17 protein-coding genes are annotated in these 14,132 nt (G+C 32.0%); 7 read left to right on the top strand and 10 right to left on the bottom strand.

What is annotated here, in order from left to right; genetic code table 11:
* Window positions 1-10 precede the first annotated feature (10 nt).
* The 3 genes from H0I23_RS08320 to H0I23_RS08310 are packed head-to-tail and all read right to left on the bottom strand — an operon-like array spanning window position 11 to window position 1,811.
* Entirely contained in the window at window positions 11-307 is a 297-nt protein-coding gene (locus tag H0I23_RS08320; RefSeq protein ID WP_216785992.1) for a DUF721 domain-containing protein, read from the bottom strand.
* Complete coding sequence (locus tag H0I23_RS08315) at window positions 307-732, bottom strand: hypothetical protein (RefSeq protein WP_216785991.1); 426 nt, start codon at window positions 730-732, stop codon at window positions 307-309. The genes H0I23_RS08320 and H0I23_RS08315 overlap by 1 nt, the downstream gene beginning before the upstream one ends.
* Window positions 732-1,811, bottom strand: coding sequence for a DNA replication/repair protein RecF (locus tag H0I23_RS08310; RefSeq protein ID WP_216785990.1), 1,080 nt, complete (start codon window positions 1,809-1,811; stop codon window positions 732-734). Before H0I23_RS08310 ends, H0I23_RS08315 begins: the two co-directional genes overlap by 1 nt.
* Window positions 1,812-1,935: 124 nt before the next feature.
* Here H0I23_RS08310 and H0I23_RS08305 point away from each other — a divergent pair, with 124 nt between their 5' ends.
* The 7 genes from H0I23_RS08305 (at window position 1,936) to H0I23_RS08275 (ending at window position 8,174) form a co-directional block, all read left to right on the top strand.
* On the top strand, window positions 1,936-2,712 hold the full coding sequence (locus H0I23_RS08305; RefSeq protein WP_216785989.1) for a tol-pal system YbgF family protein: 777 nt from the start codon (window positions 1,936-1,938) through the stop codon (window positions 2,710-2,712).
* Window positions 2,713-2,714: 2 nt separating this feature from the next.
* Complete coding sequence (gene ribH / locus H0I23_RS08300) at window positions 2,715-3,197, top strand: 6,7-dimethyl-8-ribityllumazine synthase (RefSeq protein WP_216785988.1); 483 nt, start codon at window positions 2,715-2,717, stop codon at window positions 3,195-3,197.
* A gap of 216 nt (window positions 3,198-3,413) precedes the next feature.
* The gene (locus H0I23_RS08295) at window positions 3,414-3,644 is read left to right on the top strand and encodes a hypothetical protein (RefSeq protein ID WP_371736665.1); all 231 of its coding nucleotides are present in this window, start codon (window positions 3,414-3,416) and stop codon (window positions 3,642-3,644) included.
* Entirely contained in the window at window positions 3,644-5,524 is a 1,881-nt protein-coding gene (gene mutL, locus H0I23_RS08290) for a DNA mismatch repair endonuclease MutL (protein ID WP_216785987.1), read from the top strand. The genes H0I23_RS08295 and mutL overlap by 1 nt, the downstream gene beginning before the upstream one ends.
* Window positions 5,525-6,268: a rhomboid family intramembrane serine protease gene (locus H0I23_RS08285; protein WP_216785986.1), complete on the top strand. Its 744-nt coding sequence runs from the start codon at window positions 5,525-5,527 to the stop codon at window positions 6,266-6,268. It abuts the gene before it with no gap.
* Window position 6,269: 1 nt separating this feature from the next.
* Window positions 6,270-7,139, top strand: coding sequence for a rhomboid family intramembrane serine protease (locus H0I23_RS08280; protein ID WP_216785985.1), 870 nt, complete (start codon window positions 6,270-6,272; stop codon window positions 7,137-7,139).
* A 3-nt stretch (window positions 7,140-7,142) separates the two neighbouring features.
* Entirely contained in the window at window positions 7,143-8,174 is a 1,032-nt protein-coding gene (locus H0I23_RS08275; protein ID WP_216785984.1) for an endonuclease/exonuclease/phosphatase family protein, read from the top strand.
* Here H0I23_RS08275 and H0I23_RS16785 read toward each other — a convergent pair.
* Genes H0I23_RS16785 through H0I23_RS08245 form a run of 7 tightly spaced genes read right to left on the bottom strand, consistent with a single transcriptional unit; the run spans window position 8,154 to window position 13,906 of the window.
* On the bottom strand, window positions 8,154-8,474 hold the full coding sequence (locus H0I23_RS16785; RefSeq protein WP_254073674.1) for a DUF6122 family protein: 321 nt from the start codon (window positions 8,472-8,474) through the stop codon (window positions 8,154-8,156). The two genes, H0I23_RS08275 and H0I23_RS16785, sit on opposite strands and share 21 nt — an antisense overlap.
* Window positions 8,467-9,099 (bottom strand): WbqC family protein, encoded by a 633-nt coding sequence (locus tag H0I23_RS08270; protein ID WP_216785983.1) that lies wholly within the window; start codon window positions 9,097-9,099, stop codon window positions 8,467-8,469. Before H0I23_RS08270 ends, H0I23_RS16785 begins: the two co-directional genes overlap by 8 nt.
* 9 nt (window positions 9,100-9,108) lie before the next feature.
* Entirely contained in the window at window positions 9,109-10,842 is a 1,734-nt protein-coding gene (gene lepB / locus H0I23_RS08265; RefSeq protein ID WP_216785982.1) for a signal peptidase I, read from the bottom strand.
* Window positions 10,843-10,876: 34 nt separating this feature from the next.
* Window positions 10,877-11,578 (bottom strand): 4-hydroxy-tetrahydrodipicolinate reductase, encoded by a 702-nt coding sequence (dapB, locus tag H0I23_RS08260; RefSeq protein ID WP_216785981.1) that lies wholly within the window; start codon window positions 11,576-11,578, stop codon window positions 10,877-10,879.
* 3 nt (window positions 11,579-11,581) lie between these two features.
* Entirely contained in the window at window positions 11,582-12,241 is a 660-nt protein-coding gene (locus H0I23_RS08255) for a DUF5683 domain-containing protein (protein ID WP_371736664.1), read from the bottom strand.
* Window positions 12,234-13,133: a ParB/RepB/Spo0J family partition protein gene (locus H0I23_RS08250; RefSeq protein WP_216785979.1), complete on the bottom strand. Its 900-nt coding sequence runs from the start codon at window positions 13,131-13,133 to the stop codon at window positions 12,234-12,236. Before H0I23_RS08250 ends, H0I23_RS08255 begins: the two co-directional genes overlap by 8 nt.
* A complete protein-coding gene (locus H0I23_RS08245; RefSeq protein ID WP_216785978.1) occupies window positions 13,133-13,906 on the bottom strand; it encodes a ParA family protein in 774 nt (257 codons plus the stop codon). The genes H0I23_RS08250 and H0I23_RS08245 overlap by 1 nt, the downstream gene beginning before the upstream one ends.
* Between the last annotated feature and the right edge of the window lie 226 nt (window positions 13,907-14,132).

Raw genomic sequence — 14,132 nt, 5'->3', positions numbered from 1 at the left:
AATTTTTAATCTATCGCAACACCAACTTCTTCACCACTTCTTTACCTAATTCTTCATTAAGCATACTAATAATTTTAGATTTACCAAGACTTAGCTCTTGTCGTAATACAGAAGAAGATAGCGAAACAAATAAGGTGCCTTCTCGTAGCTCAATTGCCGTAGTGTAATTATTTACACCATTACCCATTAAGTTTGCCCAAGCTTCGCGAGCATCTACTTTATCAATACCTTTTTGTAGCTTATTGGTGGTTATAAAATCTTGCAAAGCTTCACTTAAAGGGATATTCTCTCTACGTCTTTTCGCCATTACTTTGTAATATTTATAGGTTCGTACTTTTTGTAGGTATAGGTAATGTTATCAGTGTTAATAACTGAAAAACTAGTTTCAGAAATACTTTTTATCGTTTCAGATCTTTCATCAATAGCACTCTTATAGTGTATTATAAATTGATCTTCTTTTTTAAAAATAGTAAAAGGCTCGGCAGTATCATTAGTAATATAAGTACCATCAAAGGTAGGCTTCATTTTTTTACGGAATCCCTTTAGGTTCTCTATTTTAATAAAATCGATACTTTCATTAACGGTATACTCTTTTTTTTGCCCATCAGAAAAAGTAACTTTTTCAATTTCCCAATAGCCGTTTAAAAGCGCTAATTGATCTTCTGATATTTTTTCAGAACAACTAAATGTTAGTAGCAGGAGTGTAATAAATACGGTTTTCTTTAAAAGCATTATAATTTAAATATTTTATAAGATTGGTGAATCGTTTTAACTACATTTTCAGTTCTATCGGCATGTGTGTCACTAATAAACAATTGCCCGAAATGTTCATCGTTTACCAATTGAATAATATGGCTTACTCTATTTTCGTCTAGCTTATCAAAAACATCATCTAACAATAAAATAGGCGTTGTACTGGCTTGTTTTTTTATAAAATGAAACTGTGCTAGTTTTAAAGCTATTAAAAATGATTTTTGTTGCCCTTGACTCCCAAATTTTTTAATAGGGTATTCTTCTAAGTCAAAGTTTAAATCGTCTTTATGTACCCCAACACTCGTGTATTGCAAGGCTCTATCTTTATCAATATTTTGCTGTAATAAGCTTAACAGATCACTACTTTGTAGTTTGCTATCGTATACCAGATCAACCTCTTCGTTACCACCAGAAATAGCTTTGTATTGCTCTTTAAAAATAGGAATAAAGGTTTCTAAAAAGGTAATCCTTTTGTTGAATATTTCGGTACCATACCCATTCAATTGTTCATTATAAACACTAAGTGTTGTTTTGTCAAAAGTATGGTTGGCAGCAAAATATTTTAAAAGTGAATTACGTTGGCTGAGTATCTTGTTATACTTTAATAAAGTTTGTAAATACTCCTTGTCAGACTGTGAGATTACACCATCAATAAATTTACGACGAGTATCGCTACCTTCTGTAATTAAATCTCTATCAGATGGTGAAATAATTACCAAAGGTAAAAAACCAATATGATCTGATAATTTGTCATATGCTTTACCATTTTTCTTGATAATTTTTTTCATTCCCTTTTTTAAACTGCACGCAATTTTCTCTTCACGCTCGTTTTTATCGAAATTCCCTTCAATTACGAAAAAATCTTCGCCATGTTTTATGTTTTGCGTAGCAATAGGGTTAAAGTAACTTTTACCAAATGATAAATGATAGATGGCATCTAAAATATTTGTTTTGCCAATGCCGTTTTGCCCAACAAAACAGTTGATTTTAGCATCGAAATCAAAATTTTTCGAGCTAAAGTTTTTGTAATTTATGAGTGATAATTTCTTCAGAAACATTCTGTAAAACTCTATTTTTAAGATTGAATAGCAGACGAAGGCGCAAATTATCGAAAAATAACGAATAAGAAGCTTTCGATTTTCAATAAAAACTTTATTTTTGCGCGATTAATAAAACCAAATAATGGCTACATACAAGAAGCGCGGATATAAAGCAAAGGAACCACAAATAGATAAAACAGACGAGTTCGAATTTAATGAACAAGAAAGTACAACAGCTGAGGTTTTTAATACTTTAGAAGAAAGTGCTTCTAAATCAGAAGAGTGGGTTGCTAAAAACCAAAAATATATTTTAGGTGTTATCGGAGTTATCGCAATATGTGTACTTGGGTATTTAGCTTTTGACCAGTTTATAAGTAAGCCTAAAGAGGCTGAGGCAGGAAACGAAATGTTTTATGCAATGCAGGCTTACAATCAAGCACAACAAAATACAACAGTACAAGACTCTCTTTACAATACGGCTTTAAACGGAGCAAATGGTAAATACGGTTTAGTAGATGTAATTGATAATTATAAAGGTACTAAGAATGCAAACTTAGCAACATATGCAGCAGGAATGTCTTTCTTAAATACTCAAAAATATCAAGAAGCTATTGATTACTTAGGTGATTATACCGCTACTGATGCTTTAACTGGAGCTTTAGCAAAAGGAGCTATAGGTGATGCTTTTATGCAATTGAACCAGCCAGAAGATGCATTAGATTATTACGAGAAGGCAGTTGCGGCTAATGCAAATAACTTTACAACACCAATGTTTTTACAAAAAGCAGGTGCTACAGCGTTAGAGTTAGGTGATGCAGATGCAGCATTAAAATATTTTGAAAGAATTAAGGACGAATTTGCAAGCTCATCAGAAGCAGGTACTGTAGCTGTGTTTATTGCAATGGCAAAAAATAAATAAAAATGGCAACAGCCAATAAAAATTTATCGGTTTACGATAAAGCTACAATCCCAAATGCGAAAAATTTTCGATTTGGGATTGTTGTTTCTGAATGGAATACAGAAATAACAGAAGGTTTGTTTAATGGAGCTAAAGAGGCTTTGTTAGATTGTGGAGCAACAGACGAGAATATTATCCGTTGGGATGTTCCAGGTAGTTTTGAGCTTACATATGGCAGCAAAAAAATGATCAAAACCCAAAATGTTGATGCTGTTATTGCTATCGGAAGTGTAATACAAGGCGAAACAAAACATTTTGATTTTGTTTGTAGCGCTACTGCTCAGGGTATTAAAGATTTAAATATCTTGACTGATACACCTGTGATTTTCTGTGTATTAACTGACAATACGTTGCAACAAGCAATAGACCGTAGTGGAGGTATGCATGGTAATAAAGGTACTGAAGCTGCAATTGCTGCAATAAAAATGGCAGCTTTAGGAGCTTAATTACTTCTTTTAAGCAAAACATATTTTTTTCTAAAGAGAATATAGAAAAGTAGTCATTACTAGGTTTGGTGTTGAATGTTAACAATTTTTAGCATACTGCATCAGGTAGGCTGCTGTATTTTCAGTACTTTTGATACTAATCTAATACTTTTTATCTTGAGATTAAAAGGCTTCAAACTTCGTACGAATACTAGTTTTAAATATGTGCCCCGTTATATGGAAGACGAGGGTGTAGACAACCCATACAAGTTCGATTCTAAATTTACAAAGTACAAGAACTCTCCAATCGCTGGCGATTTTAGGAGTACTTGGGGTGATGCTCGAAAAGCGAGTAGAAATAAAGGAAATAGAGAAATTAACTTTCGGTTGATAGTCATTATTGCGGTTCTTTTTTTAATCGTCTTATGGTTTTTTGACTTTGATTTATCCATGTTTACAAGATTTTAATGGCTGATATAATTCAACTTTTACCGGACCATGTTGCAAACCAAATTGCTGCAGGTGAGGTTGTTCAGCGACCAGCTTCTGTAGTAAAAGAACTATTAGAAAACGCTATTGACGCAGGTGCTGACTCCATAAAATTAATTATAAAAGATGGCGGTAAAGCACTTATACAAGTTATAGATAATGGTATTGGTATGAGTACTACCGATGCTAGGCTTAGTTTTGAACGCCACGCAACATCAAAAATAAAAAGTGCTGAAGATTTATTCAGCTTAAATACAAAAGGATTTAGAGGAGAAGCTTTAGCATCTATTGCCGCAATTGCACATGTCGAACTTTTAACAAAAAGAGAAGAAGATGAAGTTGGTGTGCAACTAAAAATAGAAGGTAGTAAAGTTGTTACGCAAGATGTTACGGTTACACCGAAAGGAACTTCACTTTGCGTAAAAAACTTATTCTTTAATATTCCTGCACGTCGTAATTTTTTAAAATCTATTCAAGTAGAGTTTAGGCATATTACAGACGAGTTTCAGCGTGTAGCATTAGCGCACCCAAATATTCAATTTCACTTTTATAATAACGGGAGTGAGTTGTTCAATTTACCAAGCTCTAATTACAGACAGCGAATTGTAAATGTTTTTGGTGGTAAAACAAATGAAAAATTAGTACCTGTTGAAGAAGAAACTCAGGTAGTTAAAATTACAGGGTTTATAACAAAGCCAGAATTTTCAAAGAAGAGTAGAGGTGAACAATTCTTTTTTGTCAATAATAGATTTATAAAAAGTGCTTATTTACACCATGCGGTAGTTAGTGCTTTTGAGGGACTTATAAAACCAGGTAATTTTCCTGGTTATTTTTTATATTTAGATGTAGATCCATCTTCTATTGATATAAATATACACCCAACAAAAACAGAAATTAAGTTTGACGATGAGCATACTATTTATGCTTTACTACGTTCAGCAATAAAACACGCACTAGGGCAATTTAATGTAGTGCCTGCTTTAGATTTTGAGCAAGATCAAAATTTAGATACTCCGTATGCTTATAAAGGTAAAGGAGCAGAAGTACCTAAAGTAGTAGTCGATGCTACTTTTAACCCTTTTTCTCATGATATGGCTAGTCCATCAAAATCATCTGGTAGCGGTGGCGGTGGAACAAATCGTTCTTCATACGAGAAACCAAATACAAAAGGGTGGGAGAATTTGTATGTAGGTCTAGAGTCTAAAGTTGGTAAAGAATCTGATTTTAGTAGTGTAAGTTTCGAGTCAGAAGCAATTACAGGATCTATTTTCGACGATTCTAAAAAAGCGTTAGACCACGTAGCAACAACCTTTCAGCTTAAGCGAAAATATATTGTTACAACTATAAAATCAGGGATGATTGTTATAGACCAAAGTAGGGCGCACCAAAGAGTTTTGTATGAAAATTTCTTGAAGAATATTACAATTAAAGAAGCCGTGAGTCAACAATTATTATTCCCGTTGTCGCTATCTTTTTCTAAATCAGATATTGTAATTATTGAAGAAATTCTCGACAGTTTAAAAACACTTGGTTTTGCTTTTGATAAGATAGAAGACGAATTGGTTGAAATTTCGGGAGTACCTTTATTGGTTCCGGAAAGTGAAGTAGGTATGGTTTTAGATCAATTAATATCTGATTATCAATTAGATGTGCAAATAGATAGTTTTTCGCAGTCAGATATTGTTTCGAAAACATTATGTAAAACATTAGCGGTAAAAACAGGCGAACAGTTAGATAATGATTCTCAAATGGCCTTGGTAAACGATTTGTTTGCTTGTAAGGAATTCAAAATAAGTCCGTTTAATAAACCAATATATATCACTATTACAGGTGATGATATTGATAAAAAATTCATGTAAATGGTAAAAATAACCGATGCAGTAAAACATTTAATAATTGTTAATGTTTTATTTTTTGTAGCGACTCAGATATTAGGAGATCAGATGTACCAATGGTTTGCACTGTGGTTTCCTAAAAACGAAAATTTTCAAATTTGGCAGATTGTAACACACATGTTTATGCATGGTGGCACAATGCATATTCTGTTTAATATGATTGGTTTATGGATGTTTGGTTCGGCAGTTGAGCAATATTTAGGTAAAAAGCAATTTTTGTTTTTATATTTCTCGGCAGGTTTCGGAGCTGTTTTATTTCAATTAGGGTATTATTACTTTACATATTTACCTGCTTTTTCAGATTTGATTAGTTCGGGTTTAAATGCCGATCAGATTACACAAATGCTGACAAGTAATCAGCTTTTAGAGGGAGTTACAAATGCTCAAAAATTACAATTACAGGATATATTTCCAGTATACAATGCTTCTATGGTTGGAGCTTCTGGTTGTATTATGGGAATTTTAGCAGCTTTTGGGGTAATGAACCCTAATGCGAAACTGATGATGATATTTTTACCTATACCTATAAAAGCTAAGTTTTTTATACCAGGTATTATTTTGTTAGATGTTATTTCTGCGTTTACGGGACAATCATTTTTTAGCCCAAGTAATACAGCGTATATGGCCCACATAGGTGGGGCGTTGGTTGGTTTTTTAGTGATGATGTACTGGAAGAACAATTCATTTAATAAAAATAGGTGGGACTAAAATGGCAACAGATTTAAAATATCAATTTTCGCGCTTAAATATTGCAGAAAAAATTATAGCCTTAAATGTGCTTATTTTTGTTCTGACAAGGCTTTTTAGTACTTTATTTGGTGGTGATCTGAATACTATAGTTCATTGGTTTGAGTTGCCTCAAGGTTTTTTACCATTTATACAGCAACCTTGGTCTATAGTTACTTATGCTTTTTTTCATGGAGGCTTAGGTCATATTTTTTGGAATATGTTGATGCTTTATTTTACAGGCCGAATTTTTATGAACCTGTATAGTGAGCGTAAGTTTATTAATGTATATTTTTTAGGTGTAATTTTTGGAGGTATAATATACCTTTTAAGTTATAATATATTTCCTGCGCTATTAGAGAAAAACAATGCTTTAATAGGTGCTTCAGCAGGTGTTACTGCTGTTCTGATTTTTATTTGTACATATACTCCAAATCAAGAGATTCGTGTAATATTCTTTAATGTAAAGCTTTGGCATATAGGTGTATTTTTTGTATTGGTAGATTTAGTTCAAATTGGAGGAGGCTCTAATATAGGTGGGCGTTTATCACATTTAGGCGGTGCATTTATTGGGTATTATTATGCACGTAAACTTACTTCGGGTACTGACATTGGTGAAGGCTTTTCAAATATGCTTGATGCTATAAGTAATTTATTTAAAAAGAATAAAAAAGCACCACTAAAAACTGTTTATCGTAAGCCAAGAACATCGAACCTTAAAAAATCAATTGATTATAACGAGGAATCTCACCAGCGTAAAGTAGATACTATACTAGATAAAATAAGTAAATCTGGTTACGAAAGCTTATCCAAAGAAGAAAAAGATTTTTTGTTTAAAGTAGGAAAAGAATAGTCTGTGCGTTTATTAAAGTATTTAAAAAAGCTTTTTTTTAGATTCAATATACTTTTTGGAGTATTGTTGTTGCTTTCTTGTCTTGTACCATATATACCTACAGATATGGTGCCTGTAGCTGCTATTTTTAGCTTGAGTATACCTTTGTTAGTTCTATTAAACATTCTATTTCTTTTAGTTTGGTTGGTGCTTAGAAAAAGGCAACTATGGCTTTCTCTTATAATACTTGTTATTGGCTATTTTTCATTAAACTCTTTTTTTATGCTTCGCTTTGCAGATAAAAAAGTGAATGAAAGTGATTTAAAAATTATGACTTATAATGTGAGGGGGTTTCATGGTATTAATCACGGTAAACGAGATGATGACTTTATAAGGCTTAAGGATCTAATTTCAGAAGAAAATCCTGATATAGTTTGTTTTCAAGAGTTTAACTATTTAAAGCGTGACGATTTTAAAAATTATAAATACAAATACATAGAGTATATAAAAAATCAGAACAAAGTTAAATTAGGAATCTATTCAAAATACCCACTTTTAACTAAAGGTTTATTAGATTTTCCGGGGACATCAAATGATGGGGCTTTTGTAGATGTTGCTTATAAAAACGATACGATTAGGGTGTACAACTTACATTTACAATCATTACAAGTGGTTCCTAACCCTGAGGTTTTAGCTAGAGAAGAATCTTCAAAGTTGTATACTCGATTATCTAAAACCTTTAAAAAGCAACAAGAACAAGCGAGAATAGTTTCTGAACACAGAAAAACAACAAAGTATAAAACAATTGTTTGTGGAGATTTTAATAGTACGCAATATTCAAACGTGTATAAAACAATAAAAGAAGGCGATTTAATAGATACTTTTCAAGAAAAGGGTTCTGGGTATGGTAAGACTTATAATTTTGAATACTATCCAGTTCGGATTGATTTTATATTAACGGATACTGATTTTGAAGTAATAGCTCATAAAAACTACAAAGAGAAGCTTTCTGATCATTTTCCTGTAATGGCTTCTCTACGACTCAAAACTCATTAGGTAACAGTCTGTATAATCTGCAATTATATGTAAGAGTAGTGCAATGCCAAATATTCTTGTTTTCTTAAAGAATAATAAGCAAAAATATAGCGCTATAGCCCAATATTGATGAAAAAAATGGAAGTTAATACTACATCTATTAGAAACGAAAATAGGTGAAGTAAATAAATGGTCGACATCTATTAATATACCTGCCAATAAAATTAGAATAGCTTTTTGTCTATTATCAGTATAAAAAAAGTAACCTATTAAAAAGGGAACTAGAAAATGAATACCATAATGAATTGTGAACCTAAGCATCTATAAAATCTGTTGCAATACTTTCTAAATAAGTTAAAGCATTTGTACCTTCGTTAAAAAGCAAGTCTAAAATACTTAAGTTTTCTATAAACCCATTTCTTTCACCAAATACTTGAACATAGGACTCAAAAGTTACATTAACTTTATTTTTAGCACTTATTAAATGACGCGCTTCTATTTCTTTTTTTAATGACTTGTGATATATGGTTGTTTTGCCTGTTGGCATTTCCATTTGTAAACAGTCACAAATAACTTCAATAGTTTTTAAATTGAAATCTAATAGGTTGTCATACTCTTGCGTATATAAAACAGAAATTTCATCTTCATAAAACTCAAAAAAAGGAGATGTTCGGTATGCTGTTTGTAAAGTTCTCCAATGTTGGCGTTGCCAAGCATACTTGTTGTCTATTTTAACATCAGCATATGCATTACTATCTTTGCTTTTGCCGTTGTGTTTAACGGGTATACTTAAGGTGTGTAGACCTCTGTCATTAGCAATATCACATCGGTTTCTATAACTCTGTTTTTGGTAATTGCCAGAAACTTCCCAAATAATTTCTTTTTGAGCTATTACAGCAAAATTTGTTAGGTTTAAAAAATACCCAGGATGCATTATAACACTCATAACTATAAATTAGTTGTTTTTAGCTTTTTTCTTTTTTCTGAAATAATCAAAAGCAAAATACCCAGCTAATAGTATTAAAAAATATTTAAAGAATGATGTCGGTTCGCCTTCTCCATTAACAGTTGTAAATACTCTGTCCCAACGAACTTTCCAATTGCCAATGCCTTGCGTGAAATTATCTACACTAAACCAGATGAAAATTGGTGTACCTACAATATGATCTTCAGGAACATAACCCCAAACACGACTATCTTCTGAACGGTGTCTATTGTCACCCATCATCCAATAATATCCTTGTCTAAATGTATATGTGCTTGTAACCTGACCATCAATTATAATTTGATTGCCAGAAACATCTAAAGTATGATCCTCGTAATCTCTAATTATTTTTTTATAATATGGTAATGTTTCTAGAGTTAAATTAATGGTTTCGCCTGCTTGTGGTAAATAAATAGGTCCAAAATTATCAGACGTACCGGTAAGGTTTTTGTTTTGAGGAAAAACATCAGATCCTGGTGTATTATAACTAAACCTATCGATTTCTAAAATACCAGATTTACCAACAAATTCTTTAGCTTCTTGTATGCTCATATTAAAAACGGCCATGTTTCTAACATTTTCAGCTTTTAAAAAGTTTCCTGCTTGACTAGTTATGCCACCTGTGTAATAATTGTATTTCTCATCTTCTTTAATTTTTTCAAGAGATGTCCTTGTCTTCAGTACTTCATCAGCTTTATCTTGTAATAATGCTTCTTTAGGTATTCTTATAACACCTGCTGAATAGTTATCACGACCAAGAAGTTTGATAATTGGGTTGTCTATATCTTTATCAGCAGTAACAACATGCATAAACTGTGGTTTTGCACGATCTGATAAGATAAGCTCTTTCCCATTAATATAAACATCACCATTTATAACAGAAAGTGAATCACCAGGTGTACCTACACAACGTTTTACGTAGTTTGATTTTTTATCGATAGGTTTAATAACTCCATTATCTTTCTTATAAAACTGATAAACAGTATCTGCTGGCCAGCTGAAAACGACAATATCATTTTTCTTTACTTTTTTAAAACCAGGGAATCTTAAATATGGAAGGCGTAGTTTGTTTTTCCAAGATGTTTTGTAAGTTTCAGGGTTAACATCTGCGATGTATGATTTTGTTTTAATGATTGGTAAAGAATCATGTACCATTGGTGCTGCAACAACTGTCATCGGTACTCTAGCGCCATAATGAAACTTACTAACGAACAAGAAATCGCCTACTAGTAATGTTTTCTCTAACGAGCTTGTAGGTATAACATATGGTTGTACGAAATAGGTGTGTACGATACTTGCTGCAACCACAGCAAATACGATAGAGCTTATCCATTCTCCAACCGTAGTTTTAGGCTGTAAACTGCGATCTTCTATGTATTTTACATCTAGAGCATAATTGACATAGTAGATGTAAAAACCAAAAGTTAGTATTACAAGCCACGAATCTAATGTTGTATTTTTTCCAAAACTTCTAATTGTTTCTACCCAAACAACAGGAAACATTAAGAGATTGATAATAGGAATAAAAAGTAAAATTGTCCACCATTTTGGGCGGTTAATAATTTGCATTAAAACAATAGCATTATAAACAGGTATTGCCGCTTCCCACGCTTTTCTTCCTGCTTTAACGTATAATTTCCAAGTACCTACAAAATGTATAACTTGAATGATTAAGATAAAAACTAACCACTGTGATATGTTCATTCTACTTTTTCTTTATTTTTAAGACTAAATTTTTTTAACGTAAGTGTAAAACATCTTTCATGTTAAAAACACCATGTTTACCAATTAACCATTCGGCAGCAGCAATAGCCCCTAAAGCAAATCCCTCTCTATTATCTGCGGTATGTTTAATTTCTATACTGTCTACATCACTTTTATAATCTACAATATGTGTGCCTGGTACTTGACCTTCTCTAACTGCGTTGATTTTTATTTCGTGTTCTTTAGGGTTTTCTAAACTCCAGCCAGTGTATGATGTGTTTTTTATAACACCTTCAGCTAAAGTAATTGCAGTACCACTTGGTGCATCTAGTTTTTGTGTATGATGTATTTCTTCCATAGAAACGTTATAATCTCTAAGGTTTGTCATCATTTTAGCTAAATATTCATTCAGTTCAAAAAATAAATTAACGCCTAAGCTAAAATTCGAAGCGTAAATAAAACCACCATTATTCTCATTACAAAGCGCAACAGCATCGTCATATTTATCTAACCAACCTGTAGTTCCTGAAATAATAGGAGTGTTGTTTTCTAAACATAATTTAATATTGTTGAAGGCAGCAGAAGGCTGACTGAAATCTATAGCAACATCAATATTGGAAAAATCTATGTCAGTTTGATCGGCATTTATTTTAGCAATAATGGTATGATTTTTTTTTGTAGCTAACTCTTCAATCATTTTACCCATTTTGCCATAGCCAAATAATGCAATCTTCATTTTTTAAAATTTTATAATTAATGCCATTCCGTAATTAGGACTGGCTGTAACTTCGTTATAATCTAAATAGGGTTCAAAATCGATACTCAAATCGTCATCAATATTATATTGTTTAAGATGAGCATCAACATTGGCATCAATAATATTTAATACATATAAACCAATAGAAACTAATAACATTAAATCTCTATCTGTTTGGTACTTTTCTTGAGCGCTTTGTAATGCATCTGTCGAAAACTCAGGAGAAGTTAATGGAGTGTCGCTAAATGGAGCTAAGTCATAAAATTCATCATCAGTAAAACCAGCTTGTCTTCTTTTAAATGCGGTTCTAAATCTTTTATAACGCGTGTTATTAAAGTCATAACCATAAATTGCGCTACCTATTGCTGCATAAACGATTGGAACCTTCCAATATCTTTTGTTATAAGCTTGACCTAATCCTGGTATAATAGCAGAGTAAAAGGCAGCTTTAGCAGGAGCTAAAGGATTTATTGCTTTCTTTTTAAAGAAAACAGAATCTTGAACTATAATCCCTTGCTCTTTCAAATTATTTTGAATAGAGTCTTTCTGCTGATCTTTTTTTATATCAGGTTTTTTTTCTTTTTGAGCAAAAACAATAGAAGTTAAGCTCAATAGAAATATTAATAAGATATTTTTATTCACCAAGAATTAATTTTTTTATTCGCTCGAACTCTTCTTTTGAATTGAAAGGAATCACTAATTTTCCTTTGCCTTTGTCAGAAGCTTTAGCTTCTACTTTTACAGCTAAATAATTTTTAAAATCATTTAAACTACTTTCAACAAATTTAGGATTATAGCTAGCCTTACTTGGTTTTGTTTTGGTTGTAGGGTTCTGATATTCTTTTACTGCCTTTTCTGTATCACGAACAGATAAGTTTTCAGTTATTATTTTTTCATATAAAGAAAGCTGATCGTCTTTTTCGTCAATATTAACTAAAGCTCTACCATGACCCATAGTTAAAAAACCATCTCTAATGCCTGTTTGTACAATAGGATCTAAGCGCAACAAACGTAAATAGTTCGTAATGGTTGAACGTTTTTTACCAACACGTTCACTCATTTTTTCTTGTGTTAACTGAATTTCATCAATTAATCTTTGGTATGATAATGCAATTTCAATCGGATCTAAATCTTGTCTTTGGATATTTTCAACCAAAGCCATTTCTAGCGATTCTTGATCGTTTGCAATTCTAATATATGCAGGTATAGTTTCTAGGCCAACTAATTTAGAAGCTCTAAATCTACGCTCACCAGATACTAATTGATATTTGTTGAAATCTAATTTACGAACTGTAATAGGTTGTATAACACCAAGTTCTCTAATAGATGAAGCTAGTTCATTTAAAGCATCATCGTTAAAATTAGAACGTGGTTGAAATGGGTTCATTTCAATAGCCACTAAGTCTAATTCTACAATATTACCAACCACTTTATCAGCATTTTTATCAGTTGCTGATTTTATATCGTTATTAGGGTCTTTAAGTAAAGCAGATAAACCCCTTCCTAACACTTGTTTTTGTGTTGCTTTCGCCATTATACTGTCTCCTTATTTTTCTTCAATACTTCTTGTGCAAGACTTAGGTAGTTTGAAGCTCCTTTACTACTAGCATCATATTTTATAATACTTTCGCCATAACTAGGTGCTTCACTTAGCCTAACATTTCTTTGAATAATAGTATCAAAAACCATTTCGCTAAAATGCTTGCGAACTTCTTCAACCACTTGGTTTGAAAGTCTTAATCTAGAATCATACATTGTTAAAAGCATACCTTCAATATCCAAATCAGGATTATGAATGCGTTGTACACTTTTAATGGTATTTAATAATTTTCCAAGCCCTTCTAATGCAAAGTACTCACATTGTATAGGTATAATAACAGAATCTGCAGATGTTAATGCATTAAGCGTTAATAAGCCTAATGATGGTGCACAGTCTATTAATATATAGTCATATTTTTCTTTTAGATGCATGATGCTTTTTTTCATCATGTATTCTCTTTCTTCTTTATCTACCAATTCAATTTCAATAGCAACAAGATCGATATGAGAAGGAATAAGATCAACATTTGGGGATGTTGTTTTTATTATAGTTTCCTCAGCTTTTTTTGTATGCTCTAAAAGTTGGTAGGTTCCAATTTCGATGCTATCTACATCAATACCAAGCCCTGAGGTCGCGTTTGCCTGTGGGTCAGCATCAATTAATAAAACCTTTTTTTCTAGCACGCCTAGGGATGCGGCTAGATTAACAGTAGTTGTGGTTTTACCAACACCGCCTTTTTGATTTGCTATGGCTATTATTTTGCCCATTATCTAAGTAAGTTAGGGGCTAAAAATACGATTATTTATAATGCTATAAAATCTATTTTGTTAACACTTAGTGAATAAATGCTTCTAGCTGCGTTAAAGTTGGTTAAAATTATATGGTTGCAAAAAACTAAAAGGGTGTTTTTAAATGCAGACTTATCGTATGTTTAGCAATTGAATTATTTTATTTTTAAATAGATAAACTTCTTTTTTTAGTCTAAGAGTTTAT

The organism is Cellulophaga sp. HaHaR_3_176 (assembly GCF_019021925.1).
GTDB lineage: Bacteria > Bacteroidota > Bacteroidia > Flavobacteriales > Flavobacteriaceae > Cellulophaga.
The sequence above is the reverse complement of the archived record's forward strand: the minus strand, read 5'-3'. Positions and strand labels throughout refer to the sequence as shown.